The organism is Paenibacillus sp. sgz302190 (assembly GCF_059820445.1).
This window is the reverse complement of sequence record NZ_JBZYAO010000015.1, coordinates 94,097-113,545: the sequence shown is the minus strand read 5'-3', so window position 1 is coordinate 113,545 and position 19,449 is coordinate 94,097. Positions and strand designations below refer to the sequence as shown.

Genomic DNA, 19,449 nt, shown 5'->3' with positions numbered 1-19,449 from the left:
TCAAGCTACTCAGAGACCCATGCACCAGAGCTGGTCGCACAATCTGCCTGGTTGCGTGAAGAAAAAAACTGCAAAAGTACAGTTTTTGCTCGACGGATGCGCTGACTACAACAAATTCCTGCAAATGTGCAGGTTTTTCGCCGCGGATATGGGATCGGGCTCATTTCGAGCAAAAATTCCTGCACAATTGCAGGCTTTTCGCCAAAATGAGCCGCATACACGGAAAAAGCCTGCACTTTTGCAGGCTTTTCCCTGCCAAGCGGCCTAGCGCCCCCTGCTTCAGCACCTCAACCTGTTGCCTGCCTGGTTGCGTAAAGAAAAAACCTGCTTGCTCGATGGATGCTCACTTTCGCAGGTTTTTCCCTGCCAAGCGGCCTAGCGCCCCCTGCTTCAGCACCTCAGCCTGTTGACTGCCTGGTTGCGTAAAGAAAAAACCTGCAAAAGTACAGTTTTTGCTCGACGGATGCGCTGACTACAACAAATTCCTGCAAATGTGCAGGTTTTTCGCCGCGGATATGGGATCGGGCTCATTTCGAGCAAAAATTCCTGCACAATTGCAGGCTTTTCGCTAAAATGAGCCGCATACACGGAAAAAGCCTGCACTTTTGCAGGCTTGCGCGCCGACGATCCGCCGTTGACCTGCGCGGTGTTTCGGCCGTTGCCGGCGAGCCGCCGTGGACGCCACGCGGTCCTTCGCCCCGTGCCGGCGAGCCGCCGTGGACGCCACGCGGTCCTTCGCCCCGTGCCGGCGATCCGCTGTCGACGCCACGCGGTCCTTCGCCCCGTGCTGGCGTGCCGCCGTGGACGCAGCGCGGCCTTTCGCCCCGTGCTGGCGAGCCGCCGTGGACGCAGCGCGGCCTTTCGCCCCGCAGCGGGCAAGCCGCGCGTGACCGGTCCGAGCCTCGGACCGGTAAAAAAGGGCTGCCACAAACGGCAGCCCCCTTTACATGGCCGTAACCGCGCTTATCGCTTCCGACCATTCCGTATATTTCCGCAGCGCCGTTCCTTGTTCGATAGCGTGGCGGGCCAAATAAATGCCTTCTTCGATGGAGCCGGCATGCCCGGCGACCCAGAGCCGCACGGCGCTGTTCAGCAGCACCATGTTCAGGTAAGGCAGCTCGGCTTCGCCGCGCAGCACGGCGAGGGCGGTTTGGCCTTGCAGCTCAGCCGTCCATTCGACTTCGGGCACTTCCACCATCAGCTCGAAAATTTCCGGATCGACGATGAACAGTTCGCTCGCCCCGTCCCGAATCAGGTAGGTCCGGGTCCGCTTGTCGACGGCCAAGTCTTCCGAACCTTCCATGCCTTGAACGACGATGCCGCGGGTGACGCCCAGATCGATCAGCATATTCGTAATTTTCTCAAAAACGGTGCCGTGAAAAACGCCGACAGCCATGTAAGGCGCTTCCGTAAAACGCAGCAGCTTTTCCGCCGTGTTGAACACGGTGCGCAGGCCGAGCTCCTGGCGCAGGCTGCGCAGCTCGCCGAGCGGCGGGCACCAGCTTTCCGTGGGCACGAACAGGAAGCCGCTGCGTTCTGCGGCCGCAATGAGCGCCTCACGCGAGGCGTGCGCCACCGGGATTTTCAGATCGTGCAGCACGTCCGGCAATGTAATGCCCCATTTGGGCGGCATGGTGGAGGTGCCGTGCAGCGTGCTTGGCAGCCCGCAGGCCGCCAGCACGAACGCCGTAGGGAATGTCGCGATGAATGTGCGCGTGCGGCCGTCGTACGGCCCTGCGCAATCGAAGCTTCCCTGCACAGGATAAGTGCTGCTGCGCTTGCGCAGGGCGTCAATGAACGCTCTCAGCTCTTCCGGCGATTCCATCTTGATCCGCTCCGCCACGAGAAAAGCTCCGATTTGAGCCGGCGTGGCAGCTCCGGTCAATATTTGCTCCGCTGCATTCAGCGCTTCTTCATAAGTAAGATCTCTCGCGCCGCGTTTGCCGCGGCCAACTTCTTTTATCAGGGAAATCATCGTTTACGCCCTCCTTTATTCTCATCCTGCAGCAGTTGATACACTTTGACGATGGAGGTGGCAACGTCTACCATCCGCTTGCGTTCGTTCATAGCCTGCTTGCGCAAAAACTCGTAAGCCTCGGCTTCGGAAATATGCTTGATCTCGCATAAGATCCGCTTGGCCTGATCGATCCATTTGCGCTCCTCCAAACGGGACAAAAGCTGTTCCCGCTCCTGCTGCCACTCCGTCCGCTGAAAATAATGATTGACTCCGAGCAGCAGGGCGCAGTGAACTTCCAAAGCGTTCATCGTCGGGCCGATCAGCCCGTCAATGCCTGCGTCCATTTTGCATTCGTTGCTCGGAAACGTGTGAGGATCGCACCACCAAAAGATCGGGAGGCTGCGCTCCGCATGGGCCCGCAACCGCCAGGGCGCTACCTGGTCGGGGCTTACGGACAGCAGAACCGCATCGGCTTTTCCTATTATGAAAGTTAACTCTTTGGTTGTGGAGGCCGCATAGACACGAAATCCCATATCTTTCAGCATGGATTCGGGCAATGATTCCCTGGCAAGCTCGGTCGGGTCATTCCGCGAATACGAAGACGAAGTGGAGGAGGCTGTGCGAGTCGGTTTCAACTCGTCGATCAGTATAAATGTTTGCAGCATTTGAACACTCTCCATCATGGTTTAGCTTCAAGGAAATGACATATTCATGTTAGGTTATATCGGCGAATGTAATTTAATATACCAAATAATATAGCATAGCCCCTTAATTTTTGTCGATAAAATCCGCTTCAAATCCTTTTCAGAAAATTTATGTTAAGTTTATTGACATAACCTAAAATGAATACTATAATAACATCATGAACCCGCAAGGTTACGGACACAATGGTGTGTCGGTCCCAAAAGGCAATGGCGCCTATCCCTTACAAATACGTAATAGGATAGGCTTTTTATGTTCTCTTATGTGAAAAATGATTACATGTCAGTCACAGCGACGTGGCTGCAGTGGCAAAGAAGCCGATGAACGTTCCGCATTTCTGCGGTTACGTCTGTCGGCTTTTTCTACTGCTGTCAACTACGGCAATCGCGCAGGGAGAACAAGCGGGCAAGTTCGGATAGGAAGCAGCATATAAGGCAATATGCCGTATACAAAGGAGAGGGTACTGTATGGTCGATCGGAAAAGTTTTTTGCAAAGCGGGCACAAAGGGTCTCTGTTCAGCGCATTCATGTATTTTGACATGAGCTTCATGATTTGGGTCATGCTCGGTCCGCTGGCCGTATTGATCGCCAAAGATTTTAATCTGGACGCCGCGCAAAAGGCGAACCTGGTCGCGCTGCCTGCGCTCGGAGGCTCTATTCTCAGAGTGGTGCTCGGATATTTGACCGACAGAATCGGTCCGAAAAAGACGGGAATGATCGGCATGCTGCTGACGGTCGTTCCGCTGGTATTCGGGTGGCAATTTGCGAATTCGCTCAGCGATATGTACTTCGTAGCGTTGATGCTCGGCATTGCGGGGGCCAGCTTTGCGGCCGCTCTGCCGCTGGCCAGCAGATGGTATCCGCCGGAATATCAAGGGCTTGCGCTGGGAATTGCGGGCGCCGGCAACAGCGGAACGATCTTCAGCACGCTGTTCGCCAACCGTCTGGCGCAGCATTATGGCGACTGGCACGTCGTATTCGGCCTGGCTTTGATCCCGCTGGTCATTGTATTTATCATTTTTCTGTTCACGGCCAAAGACAGTCCGACGCAGCCTGCCCCGGCCAAACTCGCCGACTACGGACGCGTGCTGAAGCAGAGGGATACCTGGTTGTTCTGCATCCTTTATATGGTGACGTTCGGCGGTTTTTCCGGTATGGCCAACTATTTGACGATTTTCTTCAACACGCAGTACCAGTTGAATCCTGTCGCCGCTGCGGATTTTGCCACCATTTGCATTATTGCGGGCAGCTTTTTCCGCCCGATCGGCGGCTGGCTCTCCGATAAAATGGGCGGTATCCGGATGCTGATGACTTTGTACGGGGGAATCGGTTTGATGTTGGCTGCCGTCTCGACGCTTCCTGCGCTTGGCCTTACGACGGTGCTTCTGTTCATCGGGATGATGTGCATGGGGATGGGCAACGGGGCCGTGTTCCAGCTCGTTCCGCAGCGGTTCAGCAACGAAGTCGGCATGATTACGGGCGTCGTCGGCGCAGCCGGCGGATTGGGCGGATATTTTCTCCCCAAAATTCTCGGCAACCTGAAGCTTTCCACAGGCTCCTTCACTCCGGGCTTCCTGGTGCTGAGCGGCATTGCGATCTGCTGCATCCTGATCATCGCCATCGTTCAAGGCCAGTGGAAGCGCTCCTGGATCGGCGAGGGCGGCAAAGTGAAGTCCGCACCGACAAGCAGCGTTCACGCTTAAAATTACAGGTTCGGCTGCCGGCCTCCGGGCCGGCGGCAGCAACGAACCGCGTAAAAGCTTTGCTCGTGCAGCTTGAGACCGCCGCCTGCCGGCCTACTGCCCCCCTGCTGCAGGCTGCAGGAGCAAAGACGTTTACGACCACTCGTCTTTGGTAGTTCGAATCGAACTACTCCAGGAGTCGGTCCGACGAAAGTATCATCGGGCCGGTTCCAAGCTCCATATCCCAACTTTTGTCATTCGGGAGCAGTCGATTTTCAAAGCGGTTATGCGCTCCCGGGTGGCCCTTTTTCCCGGAAGGATATGGATCATACACGCAGGGATATAGAGTTTGATCATTTGGAGAGGATGATTTGTAATGGTACAGAAAGAGAAGCTTGTATTGGTCGGGAATGGGATGGCTGGAGTAAATGCGATTGAGCACCTGTTGAAACTGGCGCCGGGCAAATACGAGGTGACGATTTTCGGCAGCGAGCCTTATCCGAACTACAACAGAATTATGCTGTCTTACGTTCTATCGGGAGATTCCAAAGTGGATGATATCGTCATTCATCCGTTTGAATGGTACGCCTCCCATGGAATTACTTTATATACGAATCAAACCGTTACCGGAATCGACACAACCGCCCAAACCGTCACAAGCGATAAAGGGGTTACGGTATCTTACGATAAATTGATTTTGGCTACCGGCTCGAATCCGTTTATGATCCCGCTGCCGGGCGCCGACAAAGAAGGCGTCATGGCTTACAGGACGATTCGCGATTGCGAAGTGATGATCGATTCGGCCAAAAAGTACAAGAAGGCCGTCGTCATCGGCGGCGGACTGCTCGGTCTTGAGGCGGCCCGGGGCTTCCTGAATCTGGGCATGCAGGTCGATGTCGTTCATATTGTCGACACGATCATGGAGCGGCAGCTCGACCGCCCGGCATCGAAGATGCTGCAGACGGCGCTGGAAGAGCAGGGCATGAATTTCCTTCTCGACAAGCAATCGGTGGAAATTATCGGAGACAAGCGCGTCAAGGGCTTGAAATTCAAGGACGGTTCCGTCGCCGACGCCGATCTGATCGTCATGGCCGTGGGCATTCGGCCGAACGTGCAGCTGGCGAAAGATGCGGGCCTCGAATGCAACCCGGGCATTGTGGTCAACGATTATTTGCAAACGAGCGTACCGAACGTATACGCAGTCGGCGAGTGCGCCATGCACCGGGGCATCGCTTACGGTCTCGTAGCCCCGTTGTACGAGCAGGGGGCCGTTCTCGCCAAACATTTGGCCGGGGTGGAAACAGGGCCTTATGAGGGCTCGGTCGTATACACGAAGCTTAAAGTTTCCGGCGTTGACGTATTTTCCGGGGGTAAGTTCATGGATGCCGAAGGGACGAAAGCGATCCGCATTCACGACGAATTTTCCGGCATTTATAAGAAAGTCGTCGTCCAGGACAACAAAATTATCGGCGCAGTCCTATTTGGAGATACTTCCGACGGCACGCGGTTGATGCAAATGATCCGTGAGGGCACCGACGTCAGCGGCATGGAAAAAACGTCCATTCTGAAAGACCCTGCAAGCGGCGGAACAGGCTCGGCGGTTGCGGATATGAGCGACGATACGATTATTTGCGGGTGCAACGGCGTCACCAAAGGAACGATATGCTCGGCGATCAGGGAGCAGGGCTTGACCAGCGTGGAAGAGGTCAAAAACTGTACGACGGCGTCGCGCTCCTGCGGCGGCTGCAAGCCTTTGGTCAGTGATTTGCTGGCTTTTACACTGGGAGATTCTTACGACAAAAACGCGGCGAAAGAAACGATTTGCGGCTGCACCGACCACACTCGCGACGAAGTAGTGGAAGCGATCCGCGCCAAAGGGCTTACTCATGTGCGCGAAGTGATGAACGTGCTCGGCTGGAAAAACGAAGAAGGCTGCTCCAAATGCCGTCCTGCCCTGAACTACTACCTGGGCATGGTGAATCCGGAAACGTACCGCGACGACAGCACGTCCCGTTTTGTCAACGAGCGGATGCATGCGAATATTCAAAAAGACGGCACCTACTCCGTCGTTCCCCGGATGTATGGCGGCGTGACGAATCCTGCGGAACTGAAACGGATCGCCGAAGTGGCCGAGAAATTCAACGTGCCGACGGTGAAATTGACGGGCGGACAGCGGATCGACCTGCTGGGCGTGAAAAAAGAAGATCTTACTGCGATGTGGGAAGAGCTCGACATGCCGTCAGGCTATGCTTACGGTAAAGCGCTGCGCACCGTGAAAACGTGCGTGGGCGAGGAGTTTTGCCGCTTCGGAACGGGCGATTCGATGGGTGTGGGAATCGCCATGGAACAACGTTTCGAGCGGCTGAATACGCCGGCGAAAGTGAAAATGGCCGTATCCGGCTGCCCGCGCAACTGTGCGGAATCCGGCATCAAGGATTTGGGCGTCGTGTCGGTTGACGGCGGTTGGGAGCTGTATGCCGGAGGCAACGGCGGCGTGAAAGTCCGCGTCGGCGATCTGCTCACGACCGTGAAGACCGAGCAGGAAATTATCGAATATACGGAAGCTTATTTGCAATATTACCGCGAAACGGGCAAATACGGGGAGCGGACGAGCGAGTGGGTGCACCGTCTGGGCATCGATCATATTCGCGACGTCGTGCAGGATGAGGCCAAACGTCAAGAATTGTGCGCGAGAATGGATGTCGCCTTGTCCGTGACGAAAGATCCTTGGAGAGCGGCGATCGACAGTAAAAAAATCCGGCAAGATCTGTATGAAGTGGTCGATTTGAAATAGAAAAATACGGTTTCCATGGGAGGAGAGCATGAACATGAACGTAATAGAAGAACAAATGGTATGGGTGAAAGCCGTATCTTATGAAGAATTGGCCGTGAATACCGGCAAAACGATCCGTTATCAAAACGAGGAAGTGGCTTTGTTCAAGCTGAGCAGCGGCAAGCTGCATGCGATTCAAAACCGCTGCCCGCACAAAGACGGGGTACTGGCCGAAGGGATTGTGTGCGACGAGCACGTCTTCTGCCCGATGCATGACCGGAAAATCCATTTGCCGTCCGGCCTGGTACAGCTTCCCGACACCGGCTGCGTACGGACGTATTCGACGAAAATTCAGGACGGCATGGTGTATATCGGCTTTCCGAAAGCGGAAGAGCTGGCCAGCTGATTGCGATTTTCCAAGCAGGGGGGTGAGGCGCCGTGCAAGCAGCGCTGACGGTATTGCCGAAAGAACAAACCTCCTCCCACTGCTGCTTTTGCAGTATGCAGTGCGGATTGGAGCTGGTGCCCGGGGACAAGAGCCCGGGCGTCGCGATCAAACCTAGCCCGACCTTTCCCGTAGCTACAGGCCGGTTGTGCCAAAAAGGGCTGAACGCGCTGGACCACGTGCTCCATCCCGAGCGCATTACGGAGCCGCTGGCGCGGACCTCGGCCGGGCAGGGGAACTGGCAGACTGTGCCATGGAGCACAGCGCTGCCGCAGATTGCGGAGCAAATCAAGGAGCTGCAAGCCGCGTACGGGCGGGATGCCGTTGCCGTCTACGGCGGCGGTTCGCTGACCAATGAGGTCAGCTATTTGCTCGGCAAATTCACCCGCGTGGCGCTGCGCTCCAAATATATCGATTACAACGGTCGATACTGCATGTCCTCCGCGGCGGCGGCGAGCAATCAGGCGTTCGGGCTGGACCGCGGCATGACGATGCCGCTTTCCGAAATTCCGAATGCGAAGTACATCATTTTGGCCGGGACGAACATTGCCGAATGCCAGCCGACCATGATGCCTTATTTGCTGGATGCCAAAAAGAAAGGCGCAACGATCGTCACGATCGATCCCCGCAATACGATGACCTCGAAGGTAGCGGACATTCACGTCCGCCTGCAGCCGGGGTTTGACTCGGTATTTGTCAACGGACTGCTGCACGTCATCGTCAGCGAAAAGCTGTATGCGGAATCGTTCGTCCGGGACCGCACAGCCGGCTTCGAGCAGCTCTCCGAAGCGGTAAAAGCTTACACTCCTGCCCGCGTGGAGGAGCTGACCGGGGTACTCGAGGGCGTCGTGCGGACGATCGCCCGCGGCTTTGCCAAAGCGGAGACCGGCATCGTGCTGACGGCCCGCGGTCTGGAGCAGCAGGTGAACGGTGTGGAGAACACGCTCAACTATATCAATCTGGCGCTCGTGACCGGCAAGATCGGGCGCAAAGGCTGCGGTTACGGGGCCGTAACCGGGCAGGCGAACGGCCAGGGCGGGCGCGAGCACGGCCAGAAGGCCGACCAGCTTCCCGGATACCGCCTGATCGAGGACCCCGCAGCCCGGGAGCATGTCGCCCGGGTATGGGGGATCGATCCCGGCGAGCTGCCGGGAAAGGGCGTCTCCGCCTACGAGCTGCTGCAAAAAGCCGACGAAGGCGAGATCAAGGCGCTCATCGTGCTCGGCTCGAACCCGATCGTCTCCAGTCCGAACAGCGCCATGGTGGAGCGAGCTTTGCAGAAGCTGGAGCTGCTGGTCGTAGTCGATATGTTCGAGACGGAAACGGCCAAGTACGCGGATTATCTTCTTCCCGGCTCTTCTTTTCTCGAAGGGGAAGGGACGCTGACGAACCTCGAAGGCCGGGTGTTTCATCGCGGCAAGGCGCTGGAGCTGCCGGGAAACAGCAAGCTGGATTATCAAATCATTTGCGAGCTGGCGGAGGAACTCGGAAGAGGAGCTTATTTTCAATATACTGGAATTGAAGACGTATTTGACGAACTGGCTCGGGCGTCCGCTGGAGGCAAGGCCGATTACAGCGGCATCACGTATGCCCGCCTGAAGGAGCAGAACGGTTTATTCTGGCCTTGCCCGTCCAAGGAGCATCCGGGAACGCCGTATTTGTTCGAAGACGGCTTCTACCATGCGGACGGGAAGGCCCGAATGTTCGGCATCGTACCCAAAATGCCCGCCGAACCGATTGATGCGGAGTATCCGTTCGTGCTGACGACCGGACGGCTGTCCAATCATTATTTAAGCGGCGCGCAGACGCGGCGGACCGAAGGATTGAACAAAAAAATGCCGGTGCCTGTCGCGGAAATCCATCCGTGGCTGGCCGGCAAAATCGGACTCGGCATCGGCGGCAAAATCCGCATCACGAGCCGCAGAGGCTCGATCGCGCTGCAGGTGAAGGTGACGGAAGGGATTCAGCCGAGGACGGTGTTCGTGCCGTTCCATTGGGGCGACGAACTTTCCGTCAACAAGCTGACGGTCGGCGCGCTCGATCCGACGAGCCGGATGCCGGAATTCAAAATTTGCGCGGTCAAAGTGGAACGCGCCGAATAAAAAAGGACTGCACGACAAGCGGTATGCCGCCGCTTGTCTGCAGTCCTTTTTTTGCGGCCCGGCCGGGGAGAAAGCCTGCAAAAATACATCAATTTGCGCTCTCCATCCGCTGGTCGCGAACAATTCCTGCAAAAGTGCAGCCTTTTCGCCGAACACATAATCTCATGCTCACTTTCAACGAAAATTCCTGCACTTTCGCAGGCTTTTCGCCAAAACAAGCCGATTCCAGAGGGAAAACCTGCACTTTCGCAGGTTTTCTCCCTGGCAAGCTGCTTCCTGCCCAGTTGTGCGGTTCGCGACCTGCACGGGGAGAGGCGTACGCCCGGAAAATCGGTTGTCCTCCTAATTATCCACACTCGCTCCCCTAGCCCTTACAGAGTGTCGCGACTTGCTCGGGCAGCCTGACAATCGCAGGTTTTCCCGCCGGCCCGGCGTGCCGGTTTTTTTGCAGAGGTGCTCCAAAATAAATCTTGAACATTTTGGCATAATAACGATAGAACATTTTGACAATAAAGAGAGGAATTCGGATATGTTTCCCAAGGCAGCGGACTATTTTCTAAAATGGGATACATGGATGGGAGCGTTTGCCGTTTTTGCCGTTCCGTTTACGATATCCAGAATATCCCACTGGCTGCAAGGCAATGATCGGAAGAAAAGGTGAGTTCGATGACGCCATATAACTTAACGGAAAACCTGGATGAGAATTTGCAAATGATCAAAGAAAGCGTAGGGCACAGGCCGGACATTATGTTCCGCAAGTTTAAAATAAACCGTTCCGATTGGGAAGCCAGTGTCGTTTACATGGAAGGTTTGGTGGATAAGGCTGTTCTTCAGGAGCAGGTGATCAAACCGTTGATGAGGGCAAATGATCTGCCTGACCCCGATGCTGCGATTACAGTAGAAGAAATGAAGGCATGCCTGGAGTACTCCGTTATTTCCTTAGCCCAAATTCGTGAGGTTCAATCTTTGGAAGAATGTCTGTCCGAGATTTTGGGAGGAGACGCCGTTCTGTTTATAGAGGGCCTGCCGGAAGCGTTCATCTTGGGCACTGCCAATTGGATAGGCCGGTCGATCGAGGAGCCTGTATCGGAAGCGGTTGTCCGGGGGCCGAGGGAAGGCTTTAATGAAATTTTGAGCCAAAATATGGCGCTCGTTCGCCGCAGAATCAAAGATCCCAATTTAGCGATGATTAATTATCAGGTCGGAAGACGTTCAAAAACAAACGTGTCGCTCCTGTATATCAAAGGCTTGACCAACGAAGGATTGGTGGAGGAAATCAAAAGCCGTATCGAACGCATCGATATCGATGAGGTTGCCGGATCAGGCTATTTGGAGCAGCTGATGGAGGAAAATTGGCTGTCTCCGTTCCCGCAGATACAAAATACGGAGCGTCCGGACAGGGTGGCCAGCGCCCTGATGGAAGGCCGCGCAGCTTTGATGGTGGACGGAACTCCGTTTGCTTTATTGATGCCCGTTACGTTCTATATGCTCATAACGTCATCCGAGGATTACTACGAGCGCTGGCTGCCGTCTTCGCTCATTCGTCTTCTCCGGTTCGGGGCGGCATTTATCGCTCTGTTCCTGCCGGCTCTTTACATCGCTTTGATCTCTTACAACCACGGATTAATTCCGACGAAGCTGGTGATTTCCATCGCCGCGGGGCGGGAAGGGGTTCCTTTCTCGTCGATTATAGAAGCTTTGATTATGGAAATCACGCTGGAAATTTTGCGCGAAGCAGGGCTTCGGCTGCCCAAACAGATCGGGCAAACCGTCAGCATAGTAGGCGGGCTGGTCATCGGCCAGGCCGCCGTGCAAGCCGCCATCGTAAGTCCGATCATGGTGATTGTAGTGGCGTTAACGGCAATCTCTTCTTTTGCCATACCGCAGTATAACGGAGGGCTTGCCATCCGGATGCTGCGCTTCGCCATGATGATGGCGGCGGCTGTAATGGGGCTTTACGGGATTATCCTCTTGTTTATCATTATAACGGTCCATATGTCGAAGCTAAAGAGCTTTGGAGTAGGCTATTTGGAGCCCTTCGTTCCTATTCATGTGAGCAACTGGAAAGATCTGCTCCTCAGGCTGCCTCTTCATATGATGAAACGCCGGCCAGAGATGAATAAACCGCAGGACCGCACGCGGCAGTAGCAGAAAACGAACGGGAGAAGATGCCATGACGATAAAAAGCGAAGAGGGGCTCACAGCTACACAGGCTTCCTTGCTTGTAGCGAAAAGCATGATCGGAACGGGAATTCTCATCCTCCCGTCGGGAGAAACGCGAGACGTCGGTACTTCTGACGGCTGGATTGCCGTCTTTCTGAGCGGAATCATCGTTTTGTTCCTGGGGTATGCAATTGCCAGGCTGAGCCAACATTTTCCCGGGCAAACGTTCTTTCAATACAGCCGGACGATAGCCGGGAAATGGCTGGGCATATGCCACGGCATCGTTTTCGTTCTGTATTTCACCTTTGCTTCCGCATACCTGGTGCGCTTGATGGGCGAAGTGATCCGCATGTACTTGCTGGATACAACCCCTATTGAAGTGATCATCATTACATTTATGAGTGTTGCGGCTTATGTTACGCTAGCTGGCATAAGCTGTATCGCGCGAGTGACCGAACTGTACTTTCCGGTCATTTTGATTATCCTGGTCGCGCTTATTCTGGCCAGCTTGGGCGATTTCAAGACGGACAATATCCGGCCGATTCTAGGCAGCGGATGGGCGCCGGTGTTGAAGGGAATCAAGACCTCCGCTCAAGCGTACAGCGGCTTTGAAGTGATGCTGCTATTTACGGCTTTCATGAAAGAACCGCAGAAAGCGGTGAAAGCTACGCTAAGCGGCATCGGGGTCGTCGTTGTTTTTTACACGCTGATTGTCCTGCTTTCGATCGGTACGCTGACGGCAGAAGAAGTGAAAACGACCACATGGCCGACCATGTCGGTAGCCAAAAACATTGAACTGCCGGGGGGCTTCTTCGAGCGGTTCGAATCGATGTTTTCCGTCCTGTGGGTGCTGTCGATGTATACGGCTTTCGTACCGTACCAATATGCGGCAAGCCTCGGAATAGGGCAATTGTTGAATAAGGATTACCGGATCTTTGTCTTTGCCATTCTGCCCGTGATTTATATGATCGCCATGTTTCCGCGTGATTTGAACGGCGTGTTCAAGTTCGGCAGCATGGTCGGAAACGTTGTTTTGTTTGTTTCGATGGCTATGCCTTTGTATTTTTTGCTTTTGTTAAAGCTGAGGGGGAACCGCCTTGTCAAAAGCTAGAAGAGTCCTCATGCTGTCCTCCCTTCTGCTGCTCGTTCCCGTCGCAGGGTGCTGGGACAGGGTTGAGATCGAGAACGTGGGCATAGTTCTGGGGATCGGATTTGATTTGCCCGCCAAGGAAAACAGCACAAAGACCATGCCTGACGAGCAGAGGCTGTCCATGATTCATCATATTGCCATACCCAAGAGGTTCGCAGCCAAGGAAGGCGGGCTCGCCGTCAAGAACTATGTCAACCTCGCCAGCGAAGGCAGCGTCGTTTTCGATAATATTAAAGAGGTATCAACGAGGATTTCCCGCATTCCCAGCTATGAGCATTTGGCCGTGATTGTAATTAGCGAGGAGGTAGCGCGGACTTTCGAACTGCAAAATATGATCAACTTCCTGCTTCGCAATACAGAGGCAAGAAGATCGATCCGAATCGTGATATCCGAAGGAAAAGTAAACAGCGTTTTTGAAAAGCAAGGAATCAATGACAATCCGGCCCTGAGATTAAGAGGGATGGTCGATGAATTCAATAAGACCCTGCTCATGACATCCGCGATGAAAGTAGGAGACATGTCGGCAAATTTGAGCGGGAAAAATAGCTTCGTCATTCAGCGGGTCGTAACTTTCGGCAAGGAATCGAAAATTTCCGGAGCGGCCGTCATCAGCGGAAAGAAGGCGAAAATGGTCGGTTTGCTGGATGAAAAGGAGGTCGTTGGGCTCAATTGGCTGAGAGGGGAGAGGAAGGAGGACGGGATCGTCAAAGGCATAGAACCCAAAAGCGGAGCGGCGGTCGTCTACGAGGTCCGAAAAATAAAAAGAACCGTCAAACCTAAAGTCGATGGGGATAACATCTCTTTTGACGTCATGATTCAATCGGAAGGCAGATTAAGGGAAGATTGGGCCATCCCCGGAAACGCTCTTGAAGAGGATTTTGTAAAAAGAGCGGAGCAGGCCGCGGAATTATCCGTCAAGGAATCTGTAGAAAAAACGCTCGCCAAAATTCAAAAGGACTTGAAAACAGATGTGGCCGGGTTTGGGAAAAAGCTGGAAATTAAATATCCGCAAGTTTGGAAACGGGTCAAGGACAATTGGGATACCGAGTTTGGTAAAGCGTCCGTAAATGTCCGTGTAAAGATGCAAATTAACGAGTATGGCACGAGAGGAACGAAGAAAGGCTGACCGCTCGGAGCAAACCGCAAGGCCGCGGGTGCAGCTTGGCAAACCCGAACAGGCCGGCAAAGCCGCGCCGCGGCCTTATGCGGACGCTTAAAAACTGCACGGCGGGAGCATGAGGGGGCTTGCTTTGGACACGGCGCGGGCCTCTCACGACCCGGGTTGTTGCGCGGCGAGGCGGGGGCGTGAGGTAGGCGAGAGGTTATGAGACGGCTCGGCCTGCCGAGCCGATGGGAAAACTTGCGAAAATGGCTCGTTAAGTCGAAAAGCCTGCAAACGTGCAGGCTGCCCAAAAACCCTCCACTTTAGGGGAGGTAGCCATAATCTGCCTGGCTGCGCGAAGAAAACCTGCAAAAATACATGAATTTGCGTCCTTGTTCACTGGCCACGAACAATTCCTGCAAAAGTGCAGGCTTTTCAGCGGGGAGATGGGCTCAGGCTCACTTTCAGCGAAAATTCCTGCACTTTTGCAGGTTTTTTGCCAAAATGAGCTGATTTCAGAGGAAAAACCTGCACTTTTGCAGTTTTTTTCCACCTCGATGTCTCCCTACTCATTTTGTTCAGTTCCGCGACCTCACAAGGGGAGGTGTGCGCCCGGAAAAAGTGGTCGTCCTCCAAATTAGCCCCGCTGCTTCCCCAAACCCTCGCAGATTATCGCGACTTTCTCGGGCGGCAAAAATTTCGTTCAGCCGTTCAGCTGGCTGGGCCACAGCACATAGCTGGCGCGGTCCTTTTCGGCGCCCAGCAGCTGCAAGTACTGCCGCTCGGGAGCTTCGGCGATGCGGACGCCGTTCCAACTGTCGACGACGATTTTGCGGAGATGGTTTTGCTTCATGAACAAGCGGAAAACCGTCTTGAGCAGTTGGCCAACCTCCGCTTCGTCGACCGGCACGGCTTGCCCGGTCTGATAAATCCGCTTTCCGTTGTTTTCGATCCAGTACAGCCATTGATCGCCCCGGAAGACGAGATAGTTGCCGTTTTTGCGGGCAAACGAGATGCCCGGATAGTCCGGCCACGGGAGCAGAAGACCGAACGGGTTAGCCGGATCAACGGAGCAGATTAGCGTAACGGGCTCCCCGGCCGGCACCTGCAGGGCCGGAGCCCGGCCCGCGTCCTGATGAAGAAGCGTAATAAAATCTTTGGACGCGAACTGCAAATACGGCAAGTTTTGAATAAACAGGCCGCGCACGACGAGCCCCCATTCTTCCAACTGCCGGAGCAGCGGCAGCAGCGTTTCCCAGGGGAACGGGCAGAGGGCGGCGGCCAAATCCCGGGTTATGATGCCGTAGCTGTCGAGCAAATGCCGGACCCAGGCCGCGGCCGAAGCTTCTTTGTCGTAGCCGGAGCCGCCAAAGATGTCAAGCGGGTACCAGCGGCCGAGCCCGGACTGAAACTTCCCGGGCTTTTTAGTGCCCGCTTGCGCATGCAGGCGCAGCGGGGCGAACTGATCGCCGGCCGCCCGGCCGTCCCAGACGAGATCGAGCAGCTCGGCCAGCAGCGCCGAAGGCGGCCTTCCGGTTTCGATGCCGAGCTTGCTCAGAAAGCAGGCTCCTTTTTGTTCCAGAAGGCCAAGCAGCTCCGGATGGGAGGCCGGTCTAAGCTGCGCCGCCGACAGGCACGGCTGGAACAGCGAACCGCTTTCGGCCGCAAAGAAGGCGATTTTGCCTTCTTTTTCGTCAGGCTCCTTTTTGCCGATCCAAAAAATATCGCCGGACGAACAAAGTAAGTCCAGGTCCTGCTTCCGGTAGCCCGGCTGACGGGCGGGAAACAGCGCCGCTTCCCAGAGGGAAACCGGAAGGAAGAAGCCCTGCAGGTCGCCGATAATTCCGCGCAGCCGCTCTGCGCCGGTATGCTCCGAAGCTGCGGCCAGCTTGCGGCGCAGCGGCATGTGCCGCAAATACGTCTGCGGAGAGATCGCCTCTCCGTTGCGGCGGAAAGCTTGCAGCGACATGCGGATGAGCCGCGATGCGACTTTGCTGCTCGTCCACAGCTCCTCGACGTCCGGGTCGGCAAAGGGAGCCGCTTCCAGCGTGCGCGCTTCCGCCGCCGCGCGGACCCAAGCAGCCGCGGCATCCGGCGGCAGCGCATAGCGGTCCGACAGTTCCTCGACCTTGAAGGACAGCCTGCCATCGGCATACCTTTGCAAAATAAACGTTTTCGCGCTGTCCGAATCGGCGAGGGACGCGTACAGCTCCTTCTCGTCGCTGCAAATGTAATACGCGGCGCCGCGCAGTTCCGTCGTCGCGACGACGCCGCGGTCCTGCAATTGCCGCAGCCATTCCGGCAGCAGCTCTCCGTCCAAAGCGTGCACTTGCAGCAGCTCGGCAAGCGTAGACTCTCCGCGCTCCTTCAAATAGCGGAGCACGTCGTCCGCTGCGCCGAGCGGCGCGTCGGCTTTGGCGAGCCGCCGCTCTTCCGCGGCGATGGCCTGCGGGCTGACCGCATTGCGTACGGCTTCGGCACCGAACACGTCGGCGGCCATCCGCCGGCTGAATCCGAGCAGCTCGATTTGCAAGTCCTGAGAGAGCGCATCCGACTCATACAGCCGGGTCTGCACGTAGTCGGCCTGGAACTGCCCGGCAAGCGGCGACGGAAAATGGCTGCGCTGCACGGCGAAGCGGATTTGCAGGCGGGACACGCCATCCAGCACCTGCTTGAGATGCCCGATATCGACATGTTCCTCCAGACATTCCCTCATCGCCTCCTGAAAAAGCGGGAACCGCTCCTTGAACGGCAGCGCCTCCTTCAGCAATTCCTGGCCGCGCAGCCGCTTCTTCCAGGCCGGCATCCGCGTGAAGCTGCGGGTCAGCAGCAGCGCAGTTTCGGCCAGGCGCTGGAACGCCCCGCCGAACATCGCGGATTGGGCGACCGCTTCGACGACCAGCGTCTCGGCTTGTTCGGATGCGAGCGACATGATGCTTTGCACAATAGCTTCGTCGTAGCCGTCAAAAATAAGCTCGATCCCGTTATCCCGCGCATTCGTATATAGTGCGGAATAGCCGGCTTGCGCCAGCTTCCGGCCGATGGCCATCAGCCAGGTCCGGTTGAGCTTCCGGCCCATCAGGCTGTGTACAATGTAATGCGTATGATTTTGCTCGTCCAGGAACGTCTCGATGACGAAAGTGCGGTCGGTAGGCACCGGAGCGACGGCCATTTGATTGCGGACGAGCCCGATCAGGCTATCGGCGGCTTCCGTATCCATGCCATACTCGCGCATCAGCCATTCCTGGACGCCCACGTCGGCGGCTGTGCGGCTCGTGGCAGGCTCGGGGCCGGCGGCGCCATCCGGCTGCATGTGCAGGCGCGCCTGCAGCTCCCTCCACAGCGCGCCGGTCTGCATGCCGAGCTCGAACGATTTGCCGCCGGCCTCGCCGCGCCAGAACGGAATTTCGCTGTAGCGGTTCTCGGCTTCGCGGACGTAGATCCGCTCCGGCCGGATGCGGACGATGCGCCAGGAAGCCGTGCCCAGCTGAAAGACGTCGCCTACCGACGACTCCTGGATGAATTCTTCGTCGAGCTCGCCGAGATGAAGCCCGGTGTCGCTATGGTGCACGGGGTACGCCGTGCTCTGCGGGATCGTGCCCGCTCCGGTGAGCGCGGCCATCTGCGTTACGGCCAGGGGGCGCAGCCGGCCGGTTGTGCGGTCCCATTCGATCAGCGGCCGCACGAACGGATAGAAGCCGGCGAGCACCTCGAGCATCGCCTCAAGCTTGCCGCGCGGCAGCCCGCGGAAGCTGTCGCTGCGCTCCAGCAGACCGGCGAGCGACGCCGCGTCCCAGTCGTCGCCGAGGCTGACGATGGCGACCGTCTGCTGCGCCAGCACATCGAGGCCGCCCTGCGGGATGCGGATCGCCTCGATGTCGCGCGCCGCGATGCGCCGGCCGAGCACGGCCAGCTCCGGCAGCACGCTGCGGCTGCGCGCGAGCAGCACGCCGCGGCTGACGTCGCCGACGGCGTGGCCGGCGCGGCCGATGCGCTGGATGCCGGCGGCCGCGCTGAACGGCGAGTCGATCTGGATGACCAGATCGACATGACCGACGTCGATGCCGAGCTCCAGCGACGAGGTGGCTACAAGGCAGCGCAGCTCGCCCGCTTTCAGCATGCGCTCGACTTCGAGCCGCTTCTCGCGGGCGACGCTGCCGTGATGGCTCTTTGCGTACTCATACCCGACGTGGTCGTTGAGCCGCAAAGTGAGCCGTTCGCAAAGCCTGCGGCTGTTCGCGAACACAAGCGCCGTGCTGCAGCCTTCCATCAGCTGCAGCAGCTTGACGACAAGAGGCGTCCATACGGCCTCCTTGTCGGCTCCGGCCCGGGCGGGCTCCGGCATCGTCACCCGCAGCTCGTACCGCTTGTCCGCTTTGCTTTCGACAATCGCCACATGCCGCGGCCCTTCGACTTCCCAGCCGCCGAGAAACTGCGCGACGCGCTCGATGGGCTTCTGCGTGGCCGACACGCCGATCCGCTGCACGCTCCGGCCGCACCACGCATCCAGCCGCTCCAGCGAGAGCGACAAATGCATGCCGCGCCTGTCGGCGGCCAAATCGTGGATCTCATCCACGATGATGCGCTCCACGCGCCGCAAAATCTCTCTTGCCCGCGGGGAAGTGAGCAGCAAATACAGCGACTCCGGCGTTGTGACCAGCACATCCGGCGGCGTCCGCAGCATGGAAGCGCGCGTGCTCTGCTTCGTATCCCCCGTGCGCACGCCGGCTGTGAGCGGCTTCCAATCCGGCTGCTGCAGCGACTCGGCGGTATGCTGGATCTCCTCCATAAACTGCAGCAGGTGATGATGGATATCGTTGTTCAGCGCTTTCAGCGGCGTAACGACGAGCGTGCGGACACCGGCGGCATAGCCGTCCTTGTCCTGCATTTTCCGCCTGGCGGTTTGATCCAGGCACGGCAGTAGAGCGGCCAACGTTTTGCCCGATCCGGTAGGGGAGGAAATGAGCGTATGATGTCCGGACGAAATTTGCCGCCAGGCTTGCCTCTGAACGTCGGTCGGTTCTCCGAACCGGGAGGCGAACCACTCCGCTAAAACCGGATGGAAGCCGTATTCATCCTGCAAAAATCGTGTCATTACCGACATCTCCTCGCTCACATTTTCTTCCAAGATAGCATATCTCATCTTCCCGTTCCAGACAGACAGGCATTTTGCTTAAGTCACGGCTCTTATTCCCGCTCAAGTTCGGCAAGGCCGAATAGTTAGGTTTTCTTACCACATAAGAATGTTTAAGTTCTTTACATCGCTAAAGCGCGTAGAACACATTCTTATTGGCGAATAAACCTACCTCTAAACGCGGTCGCTCATCTTCGAAAGACCTCGATAGAGGTTTATCTCAATTTTTTTTCGGGCAA

The 19,449-nt window shown here is 56.5% G+C and carries 11 protein-coding genes; 7 read left to right on the top strand and 4 right to left on the bottom strand.

Annotation, left to right across the window (positions count from 1 at the left end; all coding sequences use genetic code 11):
- Positions 1-943: 943 nt before the first annotated feature.
- Both AC6RNO_RS18080 and AC6RNO_RS18075 read right to left on the bottom strand, forming a co-directional pair.
- Positions 944-1,975, bottom strand: a complete 1,032-nt coding sequence (locus AC6RNO_RS18080; RefSeq protein ID WP_497106261.1) for an anthranilate phosphoribosyltransferase — start codon at positions 1,973-1,975, stop codon at positions 944-946.
- Entirely contained in the window at positions 1,972-2,622 is a 651-nt protein-coding gene (locus tag AC6RNO_RS18075) for an ANTAR domain-containing response regulator (RefSeq protein WP_474680607.1), read from the bottom strand. Before AC6RNO_RS18075 ends, AC6RNO_RS18080 begins: the two co-directional genes overlap by 4 nt.
- A gap of 504 nt (positions 2,623-3,126) precedes the next feature.
- Between AC6RNO_RS18075 and AC6RNO_RS18070 the strand changes: the two genes are divergently transcribed.
- The 7 genes from AC6RNO_RS18070 (at position 3,127) to AC6RNO_RS18040 (ending at position 14,100) form a co-directional block, all read left to right on the top strand.
- Positions 3,127-4,362, top strand: a complete 1,236-nt coding sequence (locus tag AC6RNO_RS18070; RefSeq protein ID WP_474680606.1) for a nitrate/nitrite transporter — start codon at positions 3,127-3,129, stop codon at positions 4,360-4,362.
- A gap of 355 nt (positions 4,363-4,717) precedes the next feature.
- On the top strand, positions 4,718-7,135 hold the full coding sequence (nirB, locus tag AC6RNO_RS18065; protein ID WP_497106260.1) for a nitrite reductase large subunit NirB: 2,418 nt from the start codon (positions 4,718-4,720) through the stop codon (positions 7,133-7,135).
- Positions 7,136-7,169: 34 nt separating this feature from the next.
- Positions 7,170-7,520 (top strand): nitrite reductase small subunit NirD, encoded by a 351-nt coding sequence (nirD, locus tag AC6RNO_RS18060; RefSeq protein WP_497106259.1) that lies wholly within the window; start codon positions 7,170-7,172, stop codon positions 7,518-7,520.
- Positions 7,521-7,552: 32 nt separating this feature from the next.
- The gene (locus tag AC6RNO_RS18055; protein ID WP_497106258.1) at positions 7,553-9,661 is read left to right on the top strand and encodes a molybdopterin-dependent oxidoreductase; all 2,109 of its coding nucleotides are present in this window, start codon (positions 7,553-7,555) and stop codon (positions 9,659-9,661) included.
- Between the two features lie 666 nt (positions 9,662-10,327).
- The gene (locus AC6RNO_RS18050; RefSeq protein ID WP_488434685.1) at positions 10,328-11,809 is read left to right on the top strand and encodes a spore germination protein; all 1,482 of its coding nucleotides are present in this window, start codon (positions 10,328-10,330) and stop codon (positions 11,807-11,809) included.
- A 25-nt stretch (positions 11,810-11,834) separates the two neighbouring features.
- Complete coding sequence (locus tag AC6RNO_RS18045) at positions 11,835-12,935, top strand: GerAB/ArcD/ProY family transporter (protein WP_474680601.1); 1,101 nt, start codon at positions 11,835-11,837, stop codon at positions 12,933-12,935.
- Positions 12,922-14,100, top strand: coding sequence for a Ger(x)C family spore germination protein (locus AC6RNO_RS18040; protein WP_497106257.1), 1,179 nt, complete (start codon positions 12,922-12,924; stop codon positions 14,098-14,100). Before AC6RNO_RS18045 ends, AC6RNO_RS18040 begins: the two co-directional genes overlap by 14 nt.
- 250 nt (positions 14,101-14,350) lie before the next feature.
- Here the strand turns inward: AC6RNO_RS18040 and AC6RNO_RS18035 are convergent, their stop codons facing one another.
- Both AC6RNO_RS18035 and AC6RNO_RS18030 read right to left on the bottom strand, forming a co-directional pair.
- Positions 14,351-14,629, bottom strand: coding sequence for a hypothetical protein (locus AC6RNO_RS18035; RefSeq protein WP_497106256.1), 279 nt, complete (start codon positions 14,627-14,629; stop codon positions 14,351-14,353).
- A 150-nt stretch (positions 14,630-14,779) separates the two neighbouring features.
- The gene (locus tag AC6RNO_RS18030; protein ID WP_497106255.1) at positions 14,780-19,171 is read right to left on the bottom strand and encodes a DEAD/DEAH box helicase; all 4,392 of its coding nucleotides are present in this window, start codon (positions 19,169-19,171) and stop codon (positions 14,780-14,782) included.
- Positions 19,172-19,449 lie beyond the last annotated feature (278 nt).